At 71.8% G+C, this 25,574-nt stretch carries 21 protein-coding genes; 11 read left to right on the forward strand and 10 right to left on the reverse strand.

Translation table 11 applies throughout. The features are described from left to right. Nucleotides 1–39: 39 nt before the first annotated feature. From Sm713_RS35250 to Sm713_RS35275, 6 genes are all read right to left on the reverse strand, one after another. Nucleotides 40–1,128 (reverse strand): mandelate racemase/muconate lactonizing enzyme family protein, encoded by a 1,089-nt coding sequence (locus Sm713_RS35250; protein WP_212914009.1) that lies wholly within the window; start codon nucleotides 1,126–1,128, stop codon nucleotides 40–42. A gap of 37 nt (nucleotides 1,129–1,165) precedes the next feature. After that, nucleotides 1,166–2,257 (reverse strand): substrate-binding domain-containing protein, encoded by a 1,092-nt coding sequence (locus Sm713_RS35255; RefSeq protein WP_212914010.1) that lies wholly within the window; start codon nucleotides 2,255–2,257, stop codon nucleotides 1,166–1,168. A 347-nt stretch (nucleotides 2,258–2,604) separates the two neighbouring features. Further along, nucleotides 2,605–3,534: an MFS transporter gene (locus Sm713_RS35260; RefSeq protein ID WP_212915058.1), complete on the reverse strand. Its 930-nt coding sequence runs from the start codon at nucleotides 3,532–3,534 to the stop codon at nucleotides 2,605–2,607. 241 nt (nucleotides 3,535–3,775) lie between these two features. Next, nucleotides 3,776–4,555 (reverse strand): sulfite exporter TauE/SafE family protein, encoded by a 780-nt coding sequence (locus tag Sm713_RS35265; RefSeq protein WP_212914011.1) that lies wholly within the window; start codon nucleotides 4,553–4,555, stop codon nucleotides 3,776–3,778. A gap of 69 nt (nucleotides 4,556–4,624) precedes the next feature. Further along, on the reverse strand, nucleotides 4,625–5,440 hold the full coding sequence (locus Sm713_RS35270) for a GntR family transcriptional regulator (protein ID WP_212914012.1): 816 nt from the start codon (nucleotides 5,438–5,440) through the stop codon (nucleotides 4,625–4,627). A 248-nt stretch (nucleotides 5,441–5,688) separates the two neighbouring features. Further along, on the reverse strand, nucleotides 5,689–6,792 hold the full coding sequence (locus Sm713_RS35275) for a LacI family DNA-binding transcriptional regulator (RefSeq protein ID WP_212914013.1): 1,104 nt from the start codon (nucleotides 6,790–6,792) through the stop codon (nucleotides 5,689–5,691). Nucleotides 6,793–7,174: 382 nt separating this feature from the next. Here Sm713_RS35275 and Sm713_RS35280 point away from each other — a divergent pair, with 382 nt between their 5' ends. From Sm713_RS35280 to Sm713_RS35295, 4 genes are all read left to right on the forward strand, one after another. Then, nucleotides 7,175–8,458, forward strand: a complete 1,284-nt coding sequence (locus Sm713_RS35280) for a glycoside hydrolase family 5 protein (protein WP_212914014.1) — start codon at nucleotides 7,175–7,177, stop codon at nucleotides 8,456–8,458. 137 nt (nucleotides 8,459–8,595) lie between these two features. Continuing rightward, entirely contained in the window at nucleotides 8,596–9,069 is a 474-nt protein-coding gene (locus Sm713_RS35285) for a hypothetical protein (RefSeq protein ID WP_212914015.1), read from the forward strand. A gap of 102 nt (nucleotides 9,070–9,171) precedes the next feature. Next, complete coding sequence (locus Sm713_RS35290; protein ID WP_212914016.1) at nucleotides 9,172–10,122, forward strand: hypothetical protein; 951 nt, start codon at nucleotides 9,172–9,174, stop codon at nucleotides 10,120–10,122. 108 nt (nucleotides 10,123–10,230) lie between these two features. Next, nucleotides 10,231–11,391 (forward strand): diaminopropionate ammonia-lyase, encoded by a 1,161-nt coding sequence (locus Sm713_RS35295; protein ID WP_249416897.1) that lies wholly within the window; start codon nucleotides 10,231–10,233, stop codon nucleotides 11,389–11,391. 40 nt (nucleotides 11,392–11,431) lie between these two features. Here Sm713_RS35295 and Sm713_RS35300 read toward each other — a convergent pair whose 3' ends face one another. Continuing rightward, nucleotides 11,432–12,076, reverse strand: coding sequence for an alpha/beta hydrolase (locus Sm713_RS35300; RefSeq protein ID WP_212914018.1), 645 nt, complete (start codon nucleotides 12,074–12,076; stop codon nucleotides 11,432–11,434). Nucleotides 12,077–12,406: 330 nt separating this feature from the next. Between Sm713_RS35300 and Sm713_RS35305 the strand changes: the two genes are divergently transcribed. Continuing rightward, a complete protein-coding gene (locus tag Sm713_RS35305; RefSeq protein WP_212914019.1) occupies nucleotides 12,407–13,669 on the forward strand; it encodes an O-antigen ligase in 1,263 nt (420 codons plus the stop codon). A gap of 161 nt (nucleotides 13,670–13,830) precedes the next feature. On the opposite strand, the gene Sm713_RS35310 is transcribed toward Sm713_RS35305, so the two are convergent. The 3 genes from Sm713_RS35310 to Sm713_RS41025 all read right to left on the reverse strand — a co-directional run bounded on the left by Sm713_RS35310 (nucleotide 13,831) and on the right by Sm713_RS41025 (nucleotide 19,171). Next, nucleotides 13,831–14,814 carry an LLM class flavin-dependent oxidoreductase gene (locus Sm713_RS35310; RefSeq protein ID WP_212914020.1) on the reverse strand — a complete coding sequence of 328 codons (984 nt, stop codon included), beginning with the start codon at nucleotides 14,812–14,814 and terminating at the stop codon, nucleotides 13,831–13,833. 225 nt (nucleotides 14,815–15,039) lie between these two features. Next, complete coding sequence (locus Sm713_RS35315) at nucleotides 15,040–18,378, reverse strand: GH92 family glycosyl hydrolase (RefSeq protein WP_212915059.1); 3,339 nt, start codon at nucleotides 18,376–18,378, stop codon at nucleotides 15,040–15,042. Nucleotides 18,379–18,526: 148 nt separating this feature from the next. Beyond that, nucleotides 18,527–19,171 carry an SDR family NAD(P)-dependent oxidoreductase gene (locus tag Sm713_RS41025; RefSeq protein ID WP_249416898.1) on the reverse strand — a complete coding sequence of 215 codons (645 nt, stop codon included), beginning with the start codon at nucleotides 19,169–19,171 and terminating at the stop codon, nucleotides 18,527–18,529. 594 nt (nucleotides 19,172–19,765) lie between these two features. On the opposite strand from Sm713_RS41025, the gene Sm713_RS41535 reads away from it, so the two are divergent. The 6 genes from Sm713_RS41535 to Sm713_RS35355 all read left to right on the forward strand — a co-directional run bounded on the left by Sm713_RS41535 (nucleotide 19,766) and on the right by Sm713_RS35355 (nucleotide 25,572). Then, the gene (locus Sm713_RS41535; protein WP_212914021.1) at nucleotides 19,766–19,984 is read left to right on the forward strand and encodes a hypothetical protein; all 219 of its coding nucleotides are present in this window, start codon (nucleotides 19,766–19,768) and stop codon (nucleotides 19,982–19,984) included. 167 nt (nucleotides 19,985–20,151) lie between these two features. Next, nucleotides 20,152–20,241: a K(+)-transporting ATPase subunit F gene (gene kdpF, locus Sm713_RS35335; protein WP_212914022.1), complete on the forward strand. Its 90-nt coding sequence runs from the start codon at nucleotides 20,152–20,154 to the stop codon at nucleotides 20,239–20,241. A 7-nt stretch (nucleotides 20,242–20,248) separates the two neighbouring features. Continuing rightward, nucleotides 20,249–21,913 (forward strand): potassium-transporting ATPase subunit KdpA, encoded by a 1,665-nt coding sequence (gene kdpA / locus Sm713_RS35340; RefSeq protein WP_212914023.1) that lies wholly within the window; start codon nucleotides 20,249–20,251, stop codon nucleotides 21,911–21,913. A 32-nt stretch (nucleotides 21,914–21,945) separates the two neighbouring features. Next, nucleotides 21,946–24,048 (forward strand): potassium-transporting ATPase subunit KdpB, encoded by a 2,103-nt coding sequence (kdpB, locus tag Sm713_RS35345; RefSeq protein ID WP_212914024.1) that lies wholly within the window; start codon nucleotides 21,946–21,948, stop codon nucleotides 24,046–24,048. A gap of 5 nt (nucleotides 24,049–24,053) precedes the next feature. After that, nucleotides 24,054–24,761, forward strand: coding sequence for a potassium-transporting ATPase subunit C (locus Sm713_RS35350; RefSeq protein ID WP_212914025.1), 708 nt, complete (start codon nucleotides 24,054–24,056; stop codon nucleotides 24,759–24,761). Nucleotides 24,762–24,888: 127 nt separating this feature from the next. Beyond that, nucleotides 24,889–25,572: a response regulator gene (locus tag Sm713_RS35355; protein ID WP_212914026.1), complete on the forward strand. Its 684-nt coding sequence runs from the start codon at nucleotides 24,889–24,891 to the stop codon at nucleotides 25,570–25,572. Nucleotides 25,573–25,574: the final 2 nt, after the last annotated feature.

The following is a 25,574-nucleotide window of genomic DNA, read 5'->3' on the forward strand; positions in this document are numbered from 1 at the left end:
CGGCACCTCGCGTGCCGCCCGGCGGGACGAGGGGCGCTTTCACGCCACCCTCCGGTCGTCGAGGGCGTCACGGTCCCAGTCGATGCCGATGCCCGGCACATCCGGCGCCAGGGCCCTGCCGTCGCGGATGGCCATCTCGGTGTGGGTCACGGCCCGCAGCTGCGGGATGTACTCGACGAACATGCCGTTGGGCACCGCGGCGGCGAGGCTCACGTGCAGTTCCATCAGGAAGTGCGGGCACACCATCACGTTGTGGCTCTCGGCGAGGTGGGCGACCTTCAGCCACGGTGTGATGCCGCCGATGCGGGCGGCGTCGACCTGCACGACGGACGCGGCGCCGGCCTCCAGATAGCCCCGGAACTGCATCAGCGAGTACATCGACTCTCCGACGGCGACCGGGATCCGTGTGGCGCCCGCCAGCCGGGCGTGCCCGCTGACGTCGTCCGCGGGCAGGGGCTCCTCCAGCCAGTACGGGTCGTACGGCTCCAGGGCGGCCGCGAGCCGGAGGGCGGAGGACACGGTCTGGGACTGGTTCGCGTCGGTCATGACGTGCAGCGAGTCGCCCACCGCCTCGCGCACGGCCCGCAGCCGTTCCGCGTCCTCGGCGGGGTGCGGCCGGCCCACCTTGATCTTCACGCCGGCCCATCCGGCCTCCCGCGCCTTGACGGCGCCGTCCACCAGCTCCTCGGTGCCCAGATGGAGCCAGCCGCCCTCGGTGTCGTATACCGGAACGTCCTGGCGGTGCCCGCCGGCGAGCCGCCACAGCGGTTCGCCCGCACGCTTGCACCGGACGTCCCACAGCGCGGTGTCCACGGCGGCGAGCGCCAGCGAGGTGATGGCCCCGGTGGTGGTCGCCCGAGTCAGCGCGAACGACCGCTGCCAGAGCGCCTCGACGTTGCGGGAGTCCTGCCCGACGAGGGCCGGCAGCAGATGGTCTTCGAGCAGGGCCAGCACGGAGGTGCCGCCGGTGCCGATCGTGTAGGCGTAGCCGGTTCCCGTGGCGCCGTCCGACGTGTGCAGGTCGACCAGCACGGTCTCCTGCTTGACGAAGGACTGCACGGCGTCGGTGCGGTCCTTCTCCACCGCGATGTCGGCCAGTTGGGCGGTGGCGGTCGTGATGATGCTCATCCAGCGGTGTCCGTTTTCTGTAGTGCCTGGGCGCCGGTCAGCCGCACGACAGGATCTCGTCGGCGAACTGCTTCTTCAGCTGCGCGGTCTTGGCCTGACGTGCCTTGTCGTAGCCGGACACGTTCGCCTTGTCGACGACGAACGAGCCGGAGTCCACCGCCACCCCGGGCGTGCGCACGGTGCACTGCTTCGTCTGGAGCAGGGCGAGCGCCCATGTCCCGATCTCGGCCTGCCCGACGGGGTTCTGCACGACGGTGGCCGTGACGGTGCCCTGCCTGATGCCGCTGAGGATCTTGGCGTCGTCGTCGATGGCGATGACCTTCGCGTGCGATCCGGACGACCTGACCGCGTCGGCGGCGGCGACCGCGGGGTTGTAGGCGGTGGCCACGATGCCCTGGACCTGGTTGCCCTTGGCCGCCATCAGGTCGGACACCGCCTTCTGCGCGGTCCCCAGATCCGTGTCGATGTCGGTGATGGTCTGGAGCAGCTTCACCTTGTCGCCGGACTCCTTCACGGCCCGTTTGACGCCCTTGATCCGCAACTGGGTGTTGGCGTCCACGTTGTTGCCGGTCAGGTGGACGAGGGTGCCGTGGCCGCCCATGGCGTCGATGGCCGTCTTCGTGGCCTTGTACGCGGCGAGTTCGACGTCCGTGGAGAGGCAGAAGTCGGCCTCGTCTCTGCTGCCGGCCGGGCACGAGCCCAGGGACGCCACGGCGAAGCCCGACGACTTGAGGTCCTGGAACGTCGTGTTGATGTCGGTGGGCGAGACGCCGAACACCCCGAAGGCGTTGTAGCCGCGCGCCGCGAGCGTGGAGAGCAGGTTGTTCTGCTTCTGCTGGTCCCACTCGGCCGTCTCGTCGTAGGTGACGGCCCCGAGGCGGTACGTCTTGCGTGCCGTGGCACCGGCCGCCTTCCAGGGCTGGAAGTACGGGTGGGCGCCGCCGGGGACGAGGGCGACCCGGGTCTTGGAACCGTCCACGAGCTGGGCCCCGCCGCCCGACCGCGCGGCGGCCGGAGCCTGACCGCCCGAGGAGGCACCCGAGTTCTTGATCGTGCACCCTGCCGTCCCCGCGGCCAGCACCATCACCGCGACGACCCCGGACAGGACAGATCTGGTCGGGAAGCGCATAAGCCATCCCTGCCTGAATCAGATAGGAAATTGATGCGGCGATCGTGGGTCACGAACGGTGGCGAGTCAAGGCTTGCGGCAGGGGCAGTCGCTGCGAGGTGGTGGTGTGCGCTTCGGGGGGTGGGGGCGCGCGGTGGTCTGCGTCGAGAGAAGTGGCAGGTAAATGACCATCCATTGGCCGCAGGCGCCATGGGGGAGAGGTGCGGCCCGGGTCGGATGGTCGACCCGGGCCGGCTGCGGGGTGAGGCGGGAGGGCGTCGTGTCGCGCCCTCTGGTTAATCCGATGAACCCTCAGAATCGTATAGGAAAATCGATAGGATGGCTGGGCCCACGAACGATGGCGCGCCCTACGAGTCCAGCGACGGCGAGACCGCCTGGGGTGTCGCCGACGTCGTCGAGGCGGGGTGGGTCTCGCGGCGCAGGCGGGGGAGGAAGGGGAGGAGGCTGCTGCCCAGCCCGATCGCGCCGAAGGCCCACCAGATGTGCTGGTACGCGAGCAGCGCGTTCCCGCGTGCGTCCCCGACGACGGCGACGAAGAGGCTGATGCCGAGGACGGCTCCCAGTTGCCGGAAGCTCTGGCTGATGGCCGAACCGATCCCGTACCGGCCCGGAGGCAGGGACTGGACCGCGGCGCCGGACTGCACCGGCAGGGTCAGGCCGATGCCGAGCCCGGTCAGCAGGGTGGCCGGCAGCCAGTGCGTGACCCAGTGCGGGGAGTCGCCGACCCCCGTGGCGAGGAGCGCGGTCCCCGCGGCCCAGGACGCCCCGCCGATGAGGAGCACCTGGCGGAAGCCGATGCGGAACGCAAGCCCGCTCGCCCACCGGGCCACCAGGGCCACCAGGAGGGGACCGGGGGCGTTGGCCAGTGCCGCGCGCAGGACGGAGTAGCCCCAGACGGTCTGGAGGAAGACGATGTTGCCCAGCAGGATGCCGTAGAACGCGACGGCGAAGCTGAGGATGGACGCGTTCACCAGGCGGAACTGCCGTACGCGGAAGAGCGCGAGGTCGAGCACGGGCCGGGCCGCGGTCGCCGAACGCCGCAGCAGGAGGGGCGTCAGCAGTACCGCGGCGGCGAAGCAGACGAGGACACGTGCCGAGTCCCAGCCGCTCCTGGGTCCCTCGATGATGGCGTAGCTCAGTCCTGCCGGGACCGCGGCCACCAGGACCACGGCGAGCGGGTCGGGGACCCCGCCGGCCTGCGGATCGCGGGACTCGCGCAGGATCGGGGCGCCGAAGGCGATGATCGCCAGGCAGACCGGGACGTTGACCAGGAAGATCCAGCGCCTCGGTGGGCGTGTTCGGCGTCACGCTTGCGGGCGGGTGACGGGGGCTGCTGCCGTAGCGGTAGTCCGGTGCGTCGGGGGTGGGGCGGGGCGTCCGCAGCCGCCGCGGGGTGCGCTCCGCGTGTGGCGCGAGGCGGGGACGGGCGGCACCGGCGCTTGAACGACTCAGGGAGCGGATCGCGGGAGAAAGCGCCGCATCGGTGCTCGATGCGCCCGCGGATGAGGCGCAAGATTTTCACGGACGGAGCGCGAGGTACGGAGCCAGCGCCAGCAGCGTTCCGACGAGCGCGAACTTGAGCTTGCGCGCCGGAACCGCGTGGGCGATGCGCCACCCCACGATCACCCCCACCAGCTCCGGCACGCCCACCACCACCGCCAGCGTCCAGTCGACGGAGCCGTGCAGCACGTAGCCGACGGTGCCGACGCTCGCGATCACCACGGACTGGGCCTGCGCGGCGGCCAGCGCCGACAGCACCGGGATACCGCAGACGACCAGCAGGGGCACGCTCAGCATGGGCCCGCCCAGGCCGAAGAGCCCGGCCGCGACGGCCACCCCGGCGCCCACCACGACGGTCCAGGCCAACGGCACGTGCACCGCCTCCTCGACGGTTCCCGCGGCGGCCGTGCGGCGCTCCCGCAGCCACACCAGCCCGGCCGTCACCGTGACCGCGCACGCGAGCAGGATGCCGAACCCCCGCCCTGACACCACGGTGTTGAGCAGCACGCCGACGGGTGTCCCGGCGAGCGCGCTCGCGGAGAGGACCACCGCGGTGCGCCGTGTCACCGGGTCCCTGAGCTGCCCGGATCGGGTGTACGCGGCGGTGCCGAGGGCGCCGGTCGCCACATGGGTGACGATGGCGGTGCCCGCGACACCGGCCGGGGAGAGCGGTGTCATCAGGAACATGCCGATGGTGGGCAGCACTCCGCCGGGGCCGACCGCCGTGATCCCGACGCCTCCCGCGAGGCCGAACAGGGCGAGGGAGGCGAGGGTGAGCGCGTCGGGAGCCGGGGACATGACGGTGCCTTTCGCGGACGGAGCCGGACGTGGTCGGGGAGAGGGAAGCGGTCGGGGAGGGGGCTTCGGTCAGGGGCCGGTCGGCACAGAGGTGCCGTGTACAGAGCCGGGCGGTACAGAGCCGGCCGGTACGGCGTCGCGGTGGACGAGGGCGTGAAAGGCGAACTGGTCGGCGCGCACCCGCAGGGACTCCGCGTCCACGGGGCGCCCGTCGGCCAGGCGCGTGAGCCGGTCGATCGCGAACAGCGCCGCCCCGGTGGGGATGGCCAGGAGCCGGGCGGTGTCCGGTTCGGCGGTGACCGCGTGCACGGTGACCTCGGCGCTGCCGAGCCGGCTTCCGGTGGTCTCCTCGATCAGGGCGAAGACGTCCCGGTGCGCGAGGTCGCGATCGAGGAGGGGCCGCCCGATGTCGGGGGCGAGCCAGGTCGAGTCGACGGAGAGCGGCCGGCCGCCCAGGCTGCGCAGCCGTTCCAGGTAGACCGCCTCGGAGCCGTCGGGGAGGTGGAGCCGTTCGGTGACCGCCTTCGGCGCGTGCCGCACGATCCGGGCCGCACGCACCGCGTTCGTCACCGCGCCGTGGTCGACGAGGGTCTCCGCGAGCCCGGTGAGGCGTTCGAGGCCGTGCCCGTACTTCGCCGTCACGATCCGCGTGCCGATGCCGCGCCTGCGGACGATCAGGCCCTCGTCGCGCAGCAGCCCGAGGGCTTCCCTGACGACGTTGCGGGTGGCGCCGAGCGCATGGCCGAGGTCGCGCTCGTCGGGCAGCATGCCGTCTCCGTAGACGCCGGAGGTGATGCGCTGCCGCAACGTGTCCGCTGCCCGCCGCGCGCGTTCGGCGCGGGACGGCGGCGGACCGGCCGGGCGCGGGAGCTGGTGGTCTCGCATGGGTTGGCTGGTCACCTCGTCTCGGGGCCCGTCGTCTCGGGGCCCGCAGGCTACCCCGGCGTCGACCCGCACCGTGTTACGCCGACGTTACGCCACCCCGCCTGACCTGCGAACACCGCTGAGCTGCGGACGCGCCAGGCATCCTGGGAGCTTCGCCGGGTGAGGTGCTTCGCCTGACGGGGCGCTTCGCCGGGCGGGGGGGTGAAGCGGCGGCACGGCCCGCCGCCGCACGCCCGGTCCGACGCCGGTCACGCGTCCGGGGCGGGTGCCTTGTCGGTGGCCTCCAGACCGGTTCGGGCCTGGTGGGGAACGGCGGGCCGCCCGGACGCCCGCCGCCGGCGGCGGGGCGCCGGTCCGGTGCTGCCCCGGACCACGAGCTCCGTGGGCATGCGCACGTGCCGGGGCGGCCCCGGCGCGTACGAGAGCGCGCTCAGCAGCATGTCGGCGGCCTGCCGGCCCATCTCCTCGAAGGGCTGGCGGACCGTGGTCAGCGGGGGCCGCACGTGCGCCGAGGACACGATGTCGTCGAAACCGACCACCGACACGTCCTCCGGCACCCGGAGCCCGCACTCCTCGACGGCGTCGAGCACCGCGTAGGCCGTCGGATCGTTGTGCGCGAAGATCGCCGTCGGCCGGTCCGGCCGGCACAGCAGCTCGATCGCGTGCCGATGGGCCTCTTCGGGCCGGAAGCCGCCCGGCCTGATCAGGTCGGCGTCGACCGCGATGCCGGCCTGCGTCAGCGCGTCCGCGTAGCCCTTGTTGCGGTCGACGCAGCACGGATAGTCCGGCGGCCCCTCGACGCACGCGATGCGCCGGTGGCCGAGTTCCAGCAGGTGTTCCACGGCGCTGCGCGCGCCCGAGTAGCTGTCCGCCTCGACCGACGGCAGGTCGGCGCGCACGCCGAGCGTGTTGACGAGCACGACGGGCAGGCCCGTGCCGTACAGCTCGACCAGCGGCTCCATCGGCTGGTTGTGGCTGACCACGAGCATGCCGGACACCAGGTTGGCGCCGAGGATGCGGTCCACGACCCCTCTGTAGTCACGGTCGTTGGTGCTCGTGTAGAGGATGATCTCGTGCGCGGTGCGCTCCACCACGGACGCGATGCCGAAGTTGATCGACGCCACCAGGCGCCAGGTCAGACCCGGCACGATCAGGCCGATGAACGGGCTGCCCCCGCCCTTGCCGAGGGCGGTGGCCGCGACGCTGGGAACGTAGTTGTGCTCGCTCATCACCTGGAGCACGCGGGCGCGGGTCGCGGGGTCGACGCGGGGCCGCCCGTTGAGGACGAGCGACACCGTCGACTTCGACACGCCTGCCAGGCGGGCGATGTCACGGATCGTCAACTTGGCCATGGGTTCGGTGGGACCTCGCTGTGGTGACATACCTGGCTTCGGGAGTGGTTCCGCATCATAGGGCAGCGATGGACCGGTTTGACATCGATCACGGCTCTACGCGCGTCCCCGTGGACGACTTGGGCGGCTCGGGCGGTTCGGCACCCACGGCGGATCGGCCTTCGGTCCACGTCCTGCCTGCTCCCTGCACGCCACCTGGCCCGCTCATCGCCGCACGCTACGCGATCCGTTGACGTCGAACCGGTCCAGCGCTACGTTGCCGGGCAACACGCTGGCGTGTCCACACCAACCTCTCCTTGCGGCCCGACGGCTCCCGCCGGGCCGGTGAGTCGGCATTCCGTCGGGGTCCGCTCCGTGGCGGACACCGCGTCAGAAGGGACACATGAGCATGGATATGAGGAAGATCGCCGGCGGTGCGTGCGCCCTGAGCCTGGTGCTGGTGTCGTTGGCCGGTCAGGGCGCGGCGGCGCAGCCTGCCGGGCGGCCGGCGCCCGCGGCGGCGGGTGCCGCGGCGGCCAGTGCCCTCCTGCCGTCCGGCTACCTGGGCACGAGAGGGAGCCAGATCGTCGACAGCACGGGCAAGCCCGTACGCATCGCGGCCGTGGCCCTGCACGGCCTGCTCGACCGCGACCAGCTCGCGATCGTGAACCAGGACGCGCCCCTCAACGGCCTGGCCGCCAACATGCAGGCGATCCGCGGCGCCGGGTTCAACACGGTGACCCTCGCGTGGAACAACGCCAGTCTGCACGGCAGCAATGCCTCGAAGTACCTCGCCGGCCTCGACGCGGTCGTCAGCGCCGCCAAGGCCGAACTGCTCAAGGTCATCCTCGTCCACCACAACGACGAGGGCGTGGCCGGCACCAACAACTGCGAATCCCAGCAGTCGAACGGGCTCTGGTACGACAGCGGCCCGGGGACCGACGGCACGGACGGCTGCGGAACCAAGGGCACCGTCACGCAGGCGTCCTTCCTGGCCGACTGGGAGACGCTCGCCAGCCGCTACTCCGGGAATCCGACCGTGATCGGAATGGACCTCGACAACGAGCCGCTCGCCTACGCAGGCGACAGCACCTGGGGCGACGGCTCGGTGACCGACATCCGCGCGATGTACACCGATGTCGGCAACGCCGTGGAATCGCGCGACCCGGGTGTGCTGATCATCTGCGAAGGACCGCAGAACTACGGCGGCTCGTTCGCCGGGGGCTCCGGTGTGAAAGCGTTCGAGGGCGATCTCACCCTCGTCAAGACCAAGCCCGTCGTGCTCTCCAGCGCCAACGGCGGGGCCGCGCGGGTCATGTACTCCGTCCACGAGTACCCCTACGAGGTCGCCCACATAGACCCGGACGCCGGCGCCGCCGCCGTGGCACGCTACAACGCGGTCTGGGGCTACCTGGTCTCCCAGGACATCGCCCCCGTCTACATCGGCGAGGCCGGCGCCGGGATGGCCTCCGACGACTCCAAGAACTGGGCCACCTGGCTCACCTCGTACGTCAACGGCCAGCAGGGCGCGAACGGCGGTCCCACCTTCAGCGGCACCGAGCAGGGCATCAGCGTCACCTGGTGGGTCTGGGACACCCAGGGACTCGGAACCCTCAACAGCGACGGCACCCTCAACCAGGACAGGAAATCCGTCTACTCGAAGTGGCAGCTCGACGTGACGCCCTGATCGCGCCCGACCTCCTGTTCCCGTCGGGCGGCCGCCGTACGGGCCGTTCCATGGGGCAGGACTCCCCCCGAGGCCGGTCATCAGATACCCTGCCCGGGTATGGCGTGATGGCCGGCACCGGACGAGCGGGAAGCGACATGGCTGTGGGGAGCGCGGGGGCGGGCAGGCGGGGTGCCGCGCGACTGATCGCGGTCTGTGCGGTGCTGTTCGGCCTGTTCTTCATGCACGGGGCCCCGGCCACGGCCATGGAGGGCTGCCACGGCGCCGTGCCCGTGATCGCGGCCCCGCCGGCGGCCGGCGGTCATCACGCCGCGGCGATGGTCGACACCGGTGCGGCGATGACCGGCGTCGACGCGGGGGCACCGGGTGCCTCCGCTCCCGCCGTCCGGCACGCCGGCACATCCGGGATGGCCGGGGCGCCGTGCCTGTCGACCCCGGCGCAGGAGCGAGCCCCTCTGCCTGCCCCCGGCCAACTGGCCGTGGCGGTGGCCGGAGGGCTCGCCCTGTGGACGCCGGCCCGGCCGGCGGCCGCGGCCGGTGATGCGGGGCGGCGCAGACGGCCGGCAGGTGGACGCGATCTTCTGCGCCAGGTGTGCATAGCGCGGACGTGACAGGGACGCGCCGGGATCCGGGCCAAGGCCGGACCGGCACCGCGCCCTGCCCGTTTCCGCGCGCCACCGGTGTGGTGCGCCCACCTGGAGACACCCACGCTCATGTCCTCTGCGTTCCCTTCCACGTTCTCCTCCACCCGCTCCCTCACGCGCCGCCGGGGCCCCGCGGCGGCGGGTGCCGCGGCCGCTCTCGCGCTGGCGCTGGCCGGCTGCGGCTCCTCCACCGGCTCCCCGTCCATGCACGGCATGTCGTCCGCATCCCCATCCCCATCCCCTTCGCCGAGCGCGTCGCATGCGATGGGCGACATGCCCGGCATGGGCCACGCGGCCGGCAACGGCCTGTCCGCCATGCGGGACGGCTACCGCCTCACCTCCAAGGACGCGAAGCTGCGGTCGGGCAAGCAGAGCGTCTACCGGTTCGCGGTCACCGGCCCGGGCGGCAAGCCGGTCACCCGCTTCGCGCTCGATCAGGAGGAGCGGATGCACTTCTACGCCATCCGCTCCGACCTGAGCGGCTTCCAGCACATCCACCCGACCATGACCGGCGACGGCACGTGGAGTGCCCGTCTGGCCTCCCTCGCCCCGGGCTCCTGGCGCATGTTCGCCTCCTTCACTCCCGCCGCAGGCGCCGGCGAGGGCGAGAACCTCGTGCTCTCGCGGACCGTCACCGTGCCCGGCCACGCCACGAGGACCCGGCTGGCGGCCCCCGCCGGCAGCACGCACGTCGACGGGTACACCGTCACCGTCAAAGGCGAGCCCATGGCGGGGATGCCGCACCCGCTGACCGTCTCCATCGCCAAAGGCGGCAAGCCCGTCACCGACCTGCGGCCCTACCTCGGCACCTACGCCCACCTGACCGCTTTCCACGAAGGTGACGCCGCGTTCGCCCATCTCCACCCGACCACGAAGGTGGCCGGCGATGGCGGCGACGGCGGCGGCCCGGACCTGGCATTCCAGGCCGAGCTGTCCACGTCCGGGAACTGGCGGCTGTTCCTCCAGTTCCAGACCGGCCGCACCCTGCACACCGCGGCTCTGACGCTGCACGTGGCCTGACCGGGTCGGGGCGCCGTCCTCCGCGGCGGCGCCCCGCACGCCGGCCGGCAGGAGATGTCTCCCGACATTCGCTGGACCGATCGCGGGGGACCGTCGGACCATGATCGTGTGTCTGACAACGCCTCCCCCCGTGCCCGGCCGTGGCTTGCCGGCCCCGGCGCCCGTACCTGGCGGTGCGATCCCGCGCCCGCTGCCGTGCGGGGCTTCCACGCCGGGCTGCCCGGCCACGCGCCCACTCCACTGACCGAACTCCCCTCGCTGGCAGCCGAGTTGGGGGTGGGCCGGGTGTTCGTCAAGGACGAGTCGTGCCGTCTGGGACTGCCGGCGTTCAAGGCGCTGGGGGCGTCCTGGGCGGTGCACCGCATTCTCGCCGAGCGTGCCGAACGGCCCGAGGACGGCAGGCAGTCCGAGGGCGTCGCGGATCCGGGGCCGATCCTGCTGGTGACCGCCACCGACGGGAATCACGGCCGGGCTGTGGCCCGGATGGCGCACCGGCTCGGGCAGCGTGCCCACGTCTTCGTCCCGCAGGGCGTGCACCCGCGGGCCGTGGCGGCCATCAAGGCCGAGCGGGCCGAGGTCACGGAGGTCGCGGGGCCGTACGACGAGGCCGTGCGCCTGGCGGCCGAGGCGGCTGACGGTCCTGACGCGGTCCTGGTCCAGGACACCGCCTGGCCGGGCTACGAGCGGATCCCGGGATGGATCGTCGAGGGCTACTCCACCCTCTGCGCCGAGACCGACGAGCAACTGGCGGCCGAGGGCATCGGATCGGGGCCCGACCTCGTGTCCGTTCCGGTGGGCGTGGGCTCGCTGGCCCAGGCCGTGGTCACCCACTACCGCAGCCGCCCCTCCGGACCGGCCCCGGCGCTGTTGTCGGTGGAGCCCGAGGCCGCGGCCTGCGTCCTCGCGAGCCTCACCCGCGGCGAACCCGTCAGCGTGACCACCGGAGCGACCACCATGGCGGGACTGAACTGCGGTACGCCGTCCAGCATCGCCTGGCCCTACCTGCGCCGCGGGCTGGACGCCGCGGTCGCCGTCCCCGACGCGAGCAGCACCCGCGCGGCCGGTGATCTCGCCGCCCTCGGCGTGTCCTCCGGTCCCTGCGGTGCCGCGGCGCTGGCCGGGCTGCGCGCCGTGCTCACCGGCGCGGGCGCCGACGAGCGCCGAACGGCACTGGGGCTCGACGCGACCTCGGCGGTCGTGCTGCTGAGCACCGAGGGCACGGCCGCCAACCCGCACTCCGCCGCCGAACAGCAAGCGCACGGAGTCTGAGGGACCGGGGCGTCGGACCGGCCGCTCCTCGGTCCGGGCCTCAGCCCTCAGCGCGTTCGCGCAACCACGAGGCGGCCGGAGCCCTCCAGGTCGCCGTGTCCCCGGCGCCTTCCGCCAGGCCGAGACCGTGCGGCCCGTGCGCGAACACGTGGACGGCGTGCGGGACGTCGTTCGCCGCGAGCGCCGCCGCGAAGCGGTAGGTGTGCTCGGGAGGAACGTAGGCGCCCTCCGCGGTGTGCCACACGAAGAACGGCGGGGCCTGAGGTGTCACCAGCGCGTCCAGGGACGTCGAGCGCCGCAGCGCGGGGCCGGCGTCCTCGCCGAGCAGGATCAGCCTGGCGGCGCGGTAGGTCTCGGTCTCCATCGACGTGATCGCGTATCCGAGGACGGCGAACCGCACGGTCTCCTCCGCCCCGGCGCCGGGCGAGAGGGCCGCGAGGCCGGCCAGGTGACCGCCGGCGGAGAACCCCAGCAGACCGACCCGGTCCGCCCCGCTCGCACGGCGGCGCCGGATCTCGGCACGCAGGGCATGGAGGGGCGCCGGGTGCCCGACGTTGACCGGACAGCGGAAGACACCGACCTCCATCCCGAGCCCGCCGAGCCAGTCGACGACCGGTTCGGCCTCGTGCGGCGCATGCTCGGCGTACCCACCGCCCGACAGGACGATCACGTACGTTCCTGCCACCGCGGCCCCTCACTTCGACGACGTCCCGAACGGCTCCCTGCGCGAGCCGAGCACCCGGCGGGAACCCCGGTGGTGCCGGCGGCGACACCCGACAAACTCCACCTCACCCCACGACTCCTGGCAGGGGGAGGTCCCGGACCACGGAACGACAGGACGGCCGCCCCGCCTCGTTCCTCTGTCCGGCCCAGCCGAGCGGCGGTGCCTCGCCGTAGTGTGCGCTCGTCGGCTGTACGGCTTCCCGTATTCGGTTGATGGACAGGTGCCGGACCCTTGGGCACCCCACTCTTGGGCACCATGGCTTTGAGCCCGACCGCAGGGGCGGCCCTCGGCATGAAGTCAGCAGTGCTCCGGTACACCGCGCTCGTTGCGGTCGCCGTGCTCATGCTGGACTCGGCGACCGACTTCTTCCCCGATGACCCGTTGATAAATGTTCTGACGCCGACACGTCTGGTGGTGGTGCTGGGGCTGGTCGCCCTGGTGGCGGGCGGTGCCCGCCTGGGCACCTTCCACACGTGGCTCGACCTGCCCGTCGCGCTCCTCGTGGCGGACGGCGTGGCCACCACCTACCTGGGCGGCCACCCGACCGCTCCGCTGCGGGAGTTGCTCACCGCGGTCGCCGGCTTCTACCTCATGGTGGGGCTGCGCCGCCTCCAGCCCGACTCCGCGCAGGTGGTGGCGCTGCTCTCGCTGATCTGCGTGGCGGCCGCCGCCACCTCGGCGTTCACCCAGGTGACCAACAAGGTGCCGACGGGCTTCTGCCGCAGCGGGCTGCTGGCCGACGTCCCCTGCGGCTCGGCGGGCGCCGGAGCGCTGATCCGGGCCGTCGGCACGTTCTCCAACCCGAACCTGCTGGTCGCCTTCCTGCTCCTGCTCACACCGTTCGGGCTGCTCGCCTCGGCGGCCGTCGCCGAGCGCTCCGGGCGGGCCGTGGTCGGGGTGGTGACCGTCCTCGGCTACGGGGCGATGCTCACCACGTTCTCGCGGGCCGGCTACGTCGCCGCGGCGGTCGAGGTGCTGCTGCTCGGCGGTGCCTACTGGCTGGCGCCGAAGCTCGGCAGGCGCGTGCGGCTGCTGATCGCCGGCGCGGCCCTGCTCGGGCTGGCCGCGGCGGGTGTGCTGATCTGGAAGGTGTCGCAGGCCGGTCACGCGCTGGGGGTGCGCGACCAGGCATGGTCGGCGGCGGTGCACGTGGGTCTGAACAACCCGCTGGGTGTCGGCCTCGGCCGGGCCGGCCCGGTCATCTCCGCCCTCGCGCCGGGCACCAAGCAGTTCCAGCACGCGCACAACCTGTGGCTGAACTGGCTGGCCGAGGGAGGCGTGGCCGGGTTGGCCGCGATGGTCCTCATCACCGTGGTCAGCCTGGTGGCCGCGGCCCGGATCGCCCGGGACAAGTCGGTTCTCGGCGCCGCCGGGCTCGCCGCACTGGCCGGTTTCTACCTGACCAGCGCGCTGGACCACCCCGCCAACCTGGACCGGATCGACATGCTGTTCTGGCTGGTGCTCGGCCTGGTCATGGCCGAACGTCCCAAGCGGCAGGACTCCACCGCGCAACTCGCGGTCGGCCGCCCCCGGCACAGCGCCTCACAGTGGTGAGTGCCGGCCCGCGCCGGAGCCGGCCCGCGCAAGGCCCGTACGGCGCCCCGACGTTCCTGTGAACCGACCCACCTCCGTGCCGGCGGGGCCGTCCGCCCCGCCGGCCGGCGTCACGTGCCGCCCGCGGACCTCACTGTGCCGGACGCTTCAGGTCGACGTACCTAGCCCTTGGCCTGGTCGATGTGGTCGCGGATGAGCCGGAAGGAGCGGACCCGGTCGCGCAGCAGGTAGACCGGGGTGACGAGCATCAGCTCGTCCGCTCCCGTCGCCTCCGCCAGCTGACCGAGCTGCCGCACGACGGTCTCGGGGGTTCCCAGGGCCTGGTGGGCCCGGAACGCCGCGAGCGCGCCCCGCTCCTGGTCGGTGAACTCGTGCCGTGCCGCGGTCTCCGGAGTCGGGAACGCGTTGTCGCCGCGGCCCTGGAGGAGCCCCGCCTTGATCACGTCCATCGGACCGCTGAGCCGCACCGCGGCCTCCTCGGTCTCGGCGCAGAAGGTCTCCACGCACACCAGCACCCGCGGCCGCTCGCTCCAGCGCGAGGGTGTGAACTCCTTCCGGTACCGCTCCAACCCCTCCAACGTGTTGTCCGGGCGGATGTGGTGGGCGAAGGCGATCGGCAGGCCGAGGGAGCCCGCGAGCGCGGCACCCGCGGTGCTGGACGCCAGCAGCCACGGCTCCGGAAGGTGGCCCAGGTCGACCTCGGAGAGCAGGTAGTCGAGCGTCGCCGCCACGTCGGCGCGGTACTCGTCGTCGGTGGCGGGATCGGCCCCGCGGCGCAGCGCACGCGCGGTGCCCTCGTCGAACGTGCCGGGGCCGCGCCCGATGCCGAGGTCGATGCGGTCCGGGTGCAGCGCGGCGAGCGTCGAGAACTGCTCGGCCACGGTGATCGGCGCGTGGTTCGGCGCCATGACACCGCCGGAGCCGAGCCGGATCGCGGACGTCGTGGCGGCGGTGTGCGCGGTGAGTACCACGGGCGGGAAGGGGCCGATGGCGGGGGAGTGGTGGTGTTCGGCATACCAGAGGCGGTGGTAGCCCAGCCGGTCGAGTTCCTGGGCGAATTCGGCACTGTCGCGCAGGGTCTCCGTGGCCGGCTTGCCGGCCTCGACCATGGCGACCTCAAGCGCGGAGAGCGGTAGATCGATCACGCGACCAGACTAAAGGCTCGGTGTGGACGCTGAGTGAGCAACCCACACACCGCCCCGTGCGGGGCGACGACACCTAGTGCCTCCAACGACGCCGGTGTCCGGGACACCTGCGGCCCGGAACGACGGCGGTGTCCGAGAAGCCCGCGGTACGACGGTGGCGGGGCGCAGGGAGCGGCCCCCCGGCACGCCACGGGGGCGTGCCGGGGGGGCCGGTGCGTGCGTGTGTCAGGACGTCGCGACGGAGAAGACGTGCAGCACGCCTCCGTCGGTCGTGTCCGGCAGTGTCACGCTGGCGAGCCGGGCGCCGGCCTTGAGGGAGATGGGCGCGGTGCGGAAGATCTCCGTGCCCACCGGATCCTTGCCGCCTCCGGACGCGTCGCGGTACTCGGTGTGCAGGGCCACCGTGTTGCCGAACGCCGGCTGCTGCGTGCCGCCGCCGAGCGTCCAGTCGCTGAACCCGAGGGTCGCCTGCTGGGTGGTGCCGTCGGTGTACGTGAGCGTGATGGTGCCGCTCGCGTTGCCCTCCGCCGCGCTGCCGAGGAAGCTCAGCTGCGTGGCGCCCTCCGAGCCGGCCCGGACGTCCAGCACCTGTCCGCCGCCCACCACCTCGACGTTGTCCGGGTCGCCCGGGTGGACGCCGGGCCAGGTGAAGTCGAAGCCGCCCGACGACACCGTGCCACCGGGCTCGGCGCCGGCCGCCGCGAGTGCCGGCGAGGAGTAGCTCCAGCCCTCGCCGTCGAAGTTGGCCCGCGGGCTGGTGTCGTCGGCGGAGATCCCGTTGCTGTTGAGGTTCCACACCATGCTGTTGCGGGGCGCGAGCGTCACCGCGAGGGACGTCTTCGGCAGCGTGGTGCCGCCCGAGGTCAGCGACAGCGGGACGGTGAAGAAGCCGGGCTTCGTCCCGGCGGGCGCGGTGACCGACACCTGGGCCGTCGCCGAACCGCCCGCGGGCACCGCGATGTCACCCTCGGACGGTGTCAGGGTGATCCCGTCCGGCGCGTTCGCCGTCCAGTGGACGGTGGCCGGCGACTGCTGAAGCGACTGCACCTTCAATGTGGTCTGCGCCGCGGCGCCGCCCGGCTCGGCCTTGACCGTGCTCGGAGAGGTCCCCGTGAAGAACGGCACGCCGCCCTGCTGGAACGACGGCGGTACGTCGGCCTTCGCGCTGCCCCACGAGGTGTTCGGCTTGCTGCCGAGCGTGAAGTCGAGCTTGCCGCCGTGCGTGACGAACGACGCGGGCACCCAGGGCTTGCCGGAGGCCCTGCCGTCGACCCGCAGCGACTGGATGTACGTGTTGTCCGCCGACGCCTGGGGTGCGTCGACGGTGATGTCCTTGCCGTGCCCGGTGTGCACCACCGCGTGCGGGAACAGCGGCGCGGAGAGCACGAGGTCGGCGCGGCTCGGGACCTGGGGGTACATGCCGAGGGCGGAGAAGACGTACCACGACGACATGGTTCCGGCGTCGTCGTTGCCGGGGATGCCGCCGGGCGTGTTCGTCCAGAGCTGGTCCATCTCGGCGCGGACCGTCTCCTGCGTCCGGTACGGCTTGCCCAGGTAGTCGTAGAGGTAGGGGGCGTTGATGTCGGGCTCGTTGGTGGGGTCGTAGCGCGTGTCGTCCTTCGCCGAGAAGTCGAAGGTGCCGTCCGGCGCGCGGAAGAACGCGTCGAGCCGCTTGGCCGCCGCGTCGTCGCCGCCCATGGCGCTGGCGAGCCCCGCCACGTCCGAGTAGACCATCCAGGTGTAACGGGCGCTGGTGCCCTCGACGAAGCCGTTGCCGGTGCCCGGGGTGAAGGTGCCGGCCCAGCTCCCGTCGGCGTTGCGGTTGCGGATGTACCCGCCCTGGGCGGTCGCGTTCGGGTCGAAGACGTTCATCCAGCTGTTGGAGCGCTCCAGGAACGTGCGCGCCGTCTTCGCCTCGCCGCGCTGGCCCGCGAGCTCGGAGATGCCGAAGTCGGCCGCGGCGTCCTCCAGGGTCTCCGCCGCGCCGCCCCAGCAGTGGCAGCCGTCGGCGGGCACGTAACCGAGCTTCAGGTACTGGTCGAGGGCCGGCCGCTGGCCGACGCACTCCACGTTGCAGCCCGCGCTGTCGGAGTCGTTGGCCGTGGGCACCGTGGCGGCCTTCACCAGCGAGGAGAGGGCGCCGTCCACGTCGAAGCCATGGCCGCCGAAGGCGTAGATGCCGGCGAGGGCGGCGTCCGACGGGTCGCCGGACATCACGCTCGTCTTGCCGTTCTCCAGCAGCCAGCGGTCCCACTCCCCGCCGCGCTGCTGCGCGTAGTTGTACAGCGACTGGGCGTAGTCGCTGCCGGTGCCGGGCGACAGCAGGGTCATCAGCTGCACCTGTGCGCGGTACTGGTCCCAGCCGGAGAAGGTGCCGTACTGCGCCTTCTGGCCGGCGGCGATCCGGTGCGGCTTGCGGTCAGCGCCCAGGTAGCGGCCGTCGACGTCGCTGGTGAGGGTGGGCTCCAGCATGGAGTGGTAGAGCGCGGTGTAGAACGTGCTGCGCTGGTCGTCGCTGCCGCCGCCCACCTCGATCTTGCCGAGCTGGTCGCGCCACGCCTTGGCCGCACGGGCCTTGGTGCCGGCGAAGGCCTGCCGGGGCGGGTTCTCCGCCGCCAGGTTCGCCTCCGCGTTCGCCGCGCTGACGTAGGAGATCGCGACCTTGGCCTGCACGGTGCGGGTGCCCGAGGGGAACGTCACGTACCCACCGGAGCCCTTGCCCGCCACGGGGTTCCCGGACGAGCTGTAGCCGGTGCCGCCGGACGCCGACGCGGAGCCGGCCGTGAGGGAGCCGTCCTGCCACGTGCCGTAGGCCGCGAACGGCGTGTCGAAGTGGGCCGTGAAGTAGAGGGTGTAGAGGTCCTTGCGGTTGTTCTCGCTCTGCGGACCGCAGAAGTTGCCGGCGGTCACCGAGCCGGTCACGGTGCGGGCCGCCGCGTCCACGTGCACGGTGGCATCGGTGGAGCCGCTCTCCGAGTTCGACGTCCTCAGGAGCATGCTGGCCGGCTTGTCCGCGGGGAAGCCGAACCGGCCGGTGCCGGTGCGGGGCGTGGCCGTCAGCTCGGCCGTGGCGCCGCTGTCGAGTCCGACCTTGTAGTAGCCGGGCGCGGCGGTCTCGTTGCTGTGCGAGAACGTCGAGGCGTACGTCTTGTCGGTGGTGTCCGCGGTCGGCGAGGAGTCGACCGAACCGACGTACGGCATGATCGGGATGTCGCCGTTGGCGCCCGAGCAGCCCACGCCGTTGAGGTGGGTGAGGCTGAAGCCGCGGATCTTCGTGGCGTCGTACTGGTACCCGCCCGGGGCCGGCGTCGAGGCCTGGTTGCCCTTGGAGTTCTGCGGGCTCCAGGCGAGCATGCCGTACGGCTGGACGGCACCCGGGTAGGTGTTGCCGGCGTTCGAGGAGCCGATCAGCGGATTGACGTACGCGACGGGGTCCTTGACGGGGTCCGGGCCGCCCGGCGCTGCCGAGGCCGGCACGGCCCCGGCGAGTGCGGCGCCGAGCGCCGTGACGACCGCCAGGGCGGCCCCGGCAAGGGCTCTGCGCCGGGACCGCGGCCGGCGCATGTCTCTGTGTGGCACGGTTTCTCCTGCCTTCACATCGTTTAGACAACGTTGTCAACAACGATCAGAGATCGTCCTCCCGGGAGAGATGAGTGTCAAGGTTCCGCTCACGCGGGCGGCATGGGCCACATCCGGCCGGAACGGCGGTGCCTCAGGCGGTGGCGCGGCTCTGCCGCGCCGGGCTCCCCACCTTGTGGTGCACGTACTCGCGGACCATCCGGAAGCCTGCGTTCCAGGCCAGGACGCGGCTGTCGCGGTCGCCGACCGAGCAGTTCCAGCTGGGGACATGGCCCCGTGCGGTGATGTCCGCGGTCAACGCGGCGACGCAGGCGAGCCCCAGCCGGTGGCGGCGGGGGCCCGAGGCGGGGTAGAGCGCGACGTCCTCGTACCGGATGCCGCGGAAGTACGTGCAGGCGACGGCCCGCAGCCGTCCGGCACCGTCCACGGCCGCCCAGCCGTGGCCCGAGGAGGCGAGGCCCAGCGGGCCGCCCCAACTGGCGTGGATCCGGGCCGCGTCGGGACCGAGGGCCAGCAACGCGTCCATCTCGGCGGGTTCGAGGCGGCGCACGGTCACCCCCTGCGGGACGAGGCAGGACCCGGGCCGTGCCTGGAGGGTCCACGCCGTGCCGTTCCACTCGGTGAGCCGGTCGGCCGCGGCGCGGGTCTCTTCCGGGGTGCGGCCGTGCAGCAGCACGGTGGCGCCGCGTTCGGCGAGCTGCCGGGCGGTCTCCAGGCCGATCCCGGAGGTGGCGCCGGTGACCAGCACGGTACGGGAGGAGAATGCGGATTCAGACATGGTCCATCCGGGTTGCGGGGGGCACGCCGCGCGCCGGACGGACGGGAGCGGACATGCGGATGCAAAGGGAAGGCGCCGGAGAGATCACGGCGCCTTGGGCTGAAGAACGTGTGTCAGCGTGCCGCGAAAGCGGGTGCTCCCGCGCGACGTGGCGCACGGCCGGGCGGCCGAGCGGGACTCGGCGGCCGGTCGAAGTGGAGCCAGGTGCTGTTCACGGGTCCATGAAAGCCGTCCCGAATGCCCGCGGCAAGCCGCTCTCGCCCTCTCTTACGCCACTCTGACGTGGTCACATACGCTTTCGATACACCTGCCCGTTCGCCCGTTCGCCCGTTCGCCCGTTCGCCCGTTCGCCCGTTCGCCCGTTCGCCCGTTCGCCCGTTCGCCCGTTCGCCCGTTCGCCCGGCCCCCCCGTGGCCGTCGCCGGGCCCGGGATCTCCGCTGCCGCGTCAAGGCGGCGTCAAGGGTTTCCGATGAGCCCCGACAAGGAAGCGCTAGCAGGTCCTCCGCCGGCCGGCGGAAGGGCTTCGATGAGGCAGGGCGTCCGTCTCCCCGACGGGACCGAGCCGGCGAGCGGAGCGCAGCGCATCGGCGGCGGTGAGTGACGTACGGCCCGGACGGCTGACGGGGGCCTTCGCCGAGTGCCACGCGAGACCGGGCACCGAGGCGCTGCTCGGCGGCCTGGACGTCGCCCCCCGGGCGAGGTGCGCCTACGGCGGCAGGTGGTTCGAGGAGGTGGACCTGGCCGCCGTCCTGGAGCGCCGCCGGCAGCCGTGCCGTAAGGACGCCGTCAAAGCTGTGGCCACCGCCGTATGAGAGACGTCAACGTCCGTTCGGATCCGGCCGGAAAGGCGGTTATCTCGTCCCGTCCATTCTTCCCGAACCTCTCTCCAGGAGTGTGCGATGGCCGATCTGGCCTTCGTCGTCACCACGATCGCGGTCTTCGCGCTGGTGGCCCTCGTCGCCAAGGGGGTGACGAAGCTGTGACCGCCGAGAACATCGTCGGCCTGATCGTGGCCGTCGCCCTGATGGGCTATCTCGTCCTCGCCCTCATCCTCCCGGAGAGGTTCTGAGACAGACATGGGTCCCGTAACCGCAGGCGTGCTCCAGATGCTCGCCCTGATGGGCGCCCTCGCCCTCGCCTACATACCCCTCGGCACCTACATGGCCAAGGTCTTCACCTCGGCCAAGCACTGGCGCGTCGAGAAGTGGATCTACAAGGGCATCGGCGCCAACCCCGACACCGAGATGCGCTGGCCCGCCTATCTGCGCGGCGTCCTCGCCTTCTCCCTGGTCGGCGTCCTCTTCCTCTACCTGCTCCAGCGGATCCAGGGCATCCTGCCCGGCTCCCTGGGCTTCAAGGCCATCGACCCCGACCAGGCGTTCAACACGGCCGCGTCCTTCGTGACCAACACCAACTGGCAGTCGTACTACGGCGAGCAGGCCATGGGCCACGTCGTGCAGACCGCCGGCCTGGCCGTGCAGAACTTCGTCTCCGCGGCCGTCGGCATCGCCGTCGCGGTCGCCCTGGTCCGGGGCTTCGCCCGCTCCCGCACGGGTGAGCTGGGCAACTTCTGGTCCGACATGGTGCGAGGTGTGGTCCGCATCCTGCTGCCCGGCGCCTTCATAGCCGCGATCGTGCTGGTGGCGGCAGGGGCGATCCAGAACTTCTCCGGCATCCACGAGGTCGGCCAGTTCATGGGCGGCTCGCAGCAGTGGAACGGCGGCGCGGTGGCCTCCCAGGAGGCCATCAAGGAGCTGGGCACCAACGGCGGCGGCTACTTCAACGCCAACTCCTCCCACCCCTTCGAGAACCCCACACCGTTCACCAACCTGTTCGAGATCTTCCTGCTCCTGGTGATCCCGTTCTCCCTGACGCGCACGTTCGGTGTGATGGTCGGCTCGGTGCGGCAGGGCTACGCGATCCTCGCGACCATGGCCACCATCTGGGTCGGCTTCGTCGCGCTGATGATGTGGACCGAGTTCTCCCACCACGGTCCGGCGTTCCAGTACGCCGGCGGAGCCCTGGAGGGCAAGGAGACGCGCTTCGGCGTCGGAGCGTCGTCGATCTTCGCCGTGTCGACCACGCTGACCTCGACCGGTGCGGTGGACTCCTTCCACTCCTCGTTCACCGGCCTCGGCGGCGGCATCACCATGCTCGGCATGATGCTCGGCGAGGTCGCGCCCGGCGGTACCGGATCCGGCCTCTACGGCATCCTGATCCTGGCGGTCATCGCGGTGTTCATCGCCGGCCTGATGGTCGGCCGCACGCCCGAGTACCTGGGTAAGAAGATCGGCTCCCGCGAGATGAAGCTGGCGGCCATCTACATCCTCATCACCCCCGCCCTGGTGCTCGTCTTCACCGCCTTCGCCATGGCGCTGCCCACCCCGGCGAACTCGATGACGAACAGCGGCGCGCACGGATTCTCCGAGATCCTGTACGCCTATACGTCCGGTGCCAACAACAACGGCTCCGCCTTCGCCGGCCTGAACGCCGACACGCAGTGGTTCAACACCACGATCGGCCTGGCCATGCTGCTCGGCCGGTTCCTGCCGATGGTGTTCGTCCTGGCGCTGGCCGGCTCGCTCGCCGAGCAGAAACCGGTCCCGGCCACGGCCGGCACCCTGCGCACCGAGAAGCCGATGTTCACCGGACTCATGGTGGGCGTGATCCTGATCGTCACCGGTCTCACGTACTTCCCGGCCCTGGCGCTGGGTCCGCTGGCCGAGGGGCTGGCGTCGTGATGGCCACCCGTACAGAAACCCAAGAGGACTCCATGTCCACAGCCACTCCCACCCGGGCCCCGCACAGCGATGTGCCGAGCGGTCACAAGGACGAGGGCCGCGTCGGCGCGGGCTTCTTCGAGCCCAAGCAACTCGTCGAATCCCTGCCGGACGCCGTCCGCAAGCTCGACCCGCGGGTGATGGTCAAGTCGCCCGTGATGTTCGTGGTCTGGGTCGGCGCCATCCTGACCACCGTCTTCTCCTTCAAGGACCCCGGCGATTGGTTCGGCTGGACCATCAGCGTCTGGATGTGGCTGACGGTGATCTTCGCCAACCTGGCGGAGGCCGTCGCGGAGGGCCGCGGCAAGGCCCAGGCCGACACGCTGCGCAAGGCGAAGACCGATACCGTCGCCCGCCGCCTGCTGGCGGACGGCCGCACGGAGGAGCAGGTCGCGGGCACCCAGCTCCGCATAGGCGACCTGGTCGTCTGCGAGGCCGGCGACATCATCCCCGGTGACGGCGACGTCGTCGAGGGCGTCGCCTCGGTCGACGAGTCGGCGATCACCGGCGAGTCGGCGCCCGTCATCCGCGAGTCCGGTGGTGACCGCAGTGCCGTCACCGGCGGTACGAAGGTGCTCTCCGACCGCATCGTCATCAAGATCACGACGAAGCCGGGCGAGACCTTCATCGACCGGATGATCAGCCTCGTCGAGGGCGCTGCCCGGCAGAAGACGCCGAACGAGATCGCGCTGAACATCCTGCTGGCGTCGCTGACCATCGTGTTCCTGCTGGCGTGCGCCACGCTGCCGCCGCTCGCGAACTACGCCGGCAGCCACCTGACGATCATCGTGCTGGTGGCCCTGCTGGTCTGCCTGATCCCGACGACGATCGGCGCGCTGCTGTCCGCGATCGGCATCGCGGGCATGGACCGCCTGGTGCAGCGCAACGTCCTGGCGATGTCCGGCCGTGCGGTGGAGGCCGCCGGCGACGTCTCCACGCTGCTGCTGGACAAGACCGGCACCATCACCCTCGGCAACCGCCAGGCCGCCGAGTTCGTACCGGTGCGCGGTACCACTCAGGCCGAGGTCGCCGACGCCGCGCAGCTGTCCTCGCTGGCCGACGAGACGCCCGAGGGCCGTTCCATCGTCGTCCTGGCGAAGGAGAGGTACGGGCTGCGCGAGCGGCACCAGGGCGAGCTGGCCGGCGCCGAGTGGATCGCCTTCACGGCAGGGACCCGGATGTCGGGTGTGGACGCCGACGGGCGCAGGATCCGCAAGGGCGCGGCCGGCTCGATCATCGCCTGGGTCCGCGAGCAGGGCGGCACCGTCGCCGACGACGCGGACGCGATCGCCAACCGCATATCCGAGGCCGGCGGCACCCCGCTGCTGGTCGCCGTCGAAGACGGCCAGGGGGCCCGCGTGGTCGGCGTCATCCACCTGAAGGACGTCGTCAAGGAGGGCATGCGGGAGCGGTTCGACGAGCTGCGCCGCATGGGCATCAAGACCATCATGATCACCGGCGACAACCCGCTGACCGCCAAGGCGATAGCCGAGGAGGCGGGTGTCGACGACTTCCTCGCGGAGGCCACTCCCGAGGACAAGATGGCCCTGATCAAGCGGGAGCAGGCGGGCGCGAAGCTGGTCGCGATGACCGGTGACGGCACCAACGACGCCCCCGCGCTGGCCCAGGCGGACGTCGGTGTGGCGATGAACACCGGCACCTCCGCAGCCAAGGAGGCCGGCAACATGGTCGACCTCGACTCCAACCCGACCAAGCTGATCGAGATCGTCGAGATCGGCAAGCAGCTCCTGATCACCCGCGGTGCACTGACCACGTTCTCCATCGCCAACGACGTCGCGAAGTACTTCGCGATCATCCCGGCGATGTTCGCGGCGGTGTACCCGGGCCTGGACAAGCTGAACGTCATGCAGCTGTCCTCGCCGGACTCCGCGATCCTGTCCGCGGTCGTCTTCAACGCGCTGATCATCATCGCGCTGGTGCCCCTCGCCCTGCGCGGCGTGCAGTACCGGCCGGTCAGCGCGGACCGGATGCTCCGCCGCAACCTCGGGATCTACGGCCTGGGAGGCCTCGTCCTCCCGTTCGTCGGCATCAAGATCATCGACATGCTCATCTCCCTCATCCCCGGAATCGGCTGATCGCCATGAACAACTCGGTATCGAACTCGGCCCGGCTGCTCTGGGCGGGCCTGCGCGCCCTGATCGTGCTCACCGTGGTGCTCGGCGTGGTCTACCCGCTCGCCGTCACCGGGATCGGGCAGGGGCTGTTCCACGGCAATGCCAACGGCTCGGAGGTGAAGGCGGACGGCAAGGTGGTCGGCTCGTCCCTCATCGGGCAGTCGTACAACCTGCCGCTGAAGAAGGGCCAGGAGACCCCGGACCCGGACCTGAGGTGGTTCCAGCCGCGGCCCGCAGGCGGCCTCGGCGAGAACAGCGTCAACACCCAGTACAAGCTGATCCTGTCCGGCGCCACCAACCGCTCCGGCGACGACGGCGCGATCAACGGTGCCTGCACCGTGAAGTCCGCGGACGGGACGCTCTGCGCGCAGGTCGTCGCCGCCAAGGCCGCCGTGGTCAGGGACAACTCGGTGCCCGGATACACGGTCAGCCCGTCCCAGGTGCCCGCCGACGCGGTGACGTCGTCCGGCTCCGGCCTGGACCCGGACATCTCGCCGCAGTACGCGGACCTGCAGGTGCACCGGATCGCCGCGAAGAACGGCCTGTCCGTCGCGCAGGTGCGGAAGCTGGTCGAGGACAACACGAAGGGGCGGCAGCTCGGCTTCATGGGCGAGCCCCGGGTGAACGTCCTCGCCCTCAACACGGCACTCCGGGAACTCGCGGCGAAGAGCTGACGGCACCCCGGCCCATGCGGGAGCCGGCGGCCCGGGCACAGCCCCGGACGCCGGCTCCCGCGGCCATGACGGCGGGCCGGCCGTTTCCGGCGCCAGGATCGACGCATGAGAGGAGAGGCACAGGCCCATGACACGGGTGCTGGTGGTGGAGGACGACCCACGGCTCGTACGGGCTCTCATCATCAATCTTCAGGCACGCCGGTACGGGGTCGACGCCGCCCCTGACGGCGCCACCGCGCTGCGGCTCGCGGCCGCCAGGCAGCCCGACGCGGTCCTGCTCGACCTGGGGCTGCCCGACATGGACGGCACGCAGGTGATCGTCGCGTTGCGCGGCTGGACGCGGGTGCCGATCCTGGTGCTGTCCGCACGGCAGGGCTCCGACGACAAGGTCGCCGCGCTCGACGCAGGTGCGGACGACTACGTCACCAAGCCGTTCAGCATGGACAAGCTGCTGGCCCGGCTGCGTGCCGCCGTCCGCCGCACCGGGGAGCTTCCCGCCGCCGGCGCGGCACAGCTCGTCGAGACCGCGGACTTCACCATCGACCTGCTCGCCAAGAAGGCCGTACGCGGCGGGCGTGACGTGCGCCTCACCCCCACGGAGTGGCACCTGCTGGAGATCCTCGTCACCCACCCAGGGCGGCTGGTCACCCAGAAACACCTGCTCCAGCAGGTGTGGGGCGTCTCCCAGCACAACAAGACGAACTACCTCAGGGTCTATATGGCCCAGCTGCGGCGCAAACTGGAGACGAACCCCTCCCGACCCCGGTATCTCATCACCGAGCCCGGTATGGGATACCGCTTCGAAGGATGAAC

This window comes from Streptomyces sp. TS71-3 (genome assembly GCF_018327685.1).
Classification (GTDB): Bacteria; Actinomycetota; Actinomycetes; order Streptomycetales; family Streptomycetaceae; genus Streptomyces.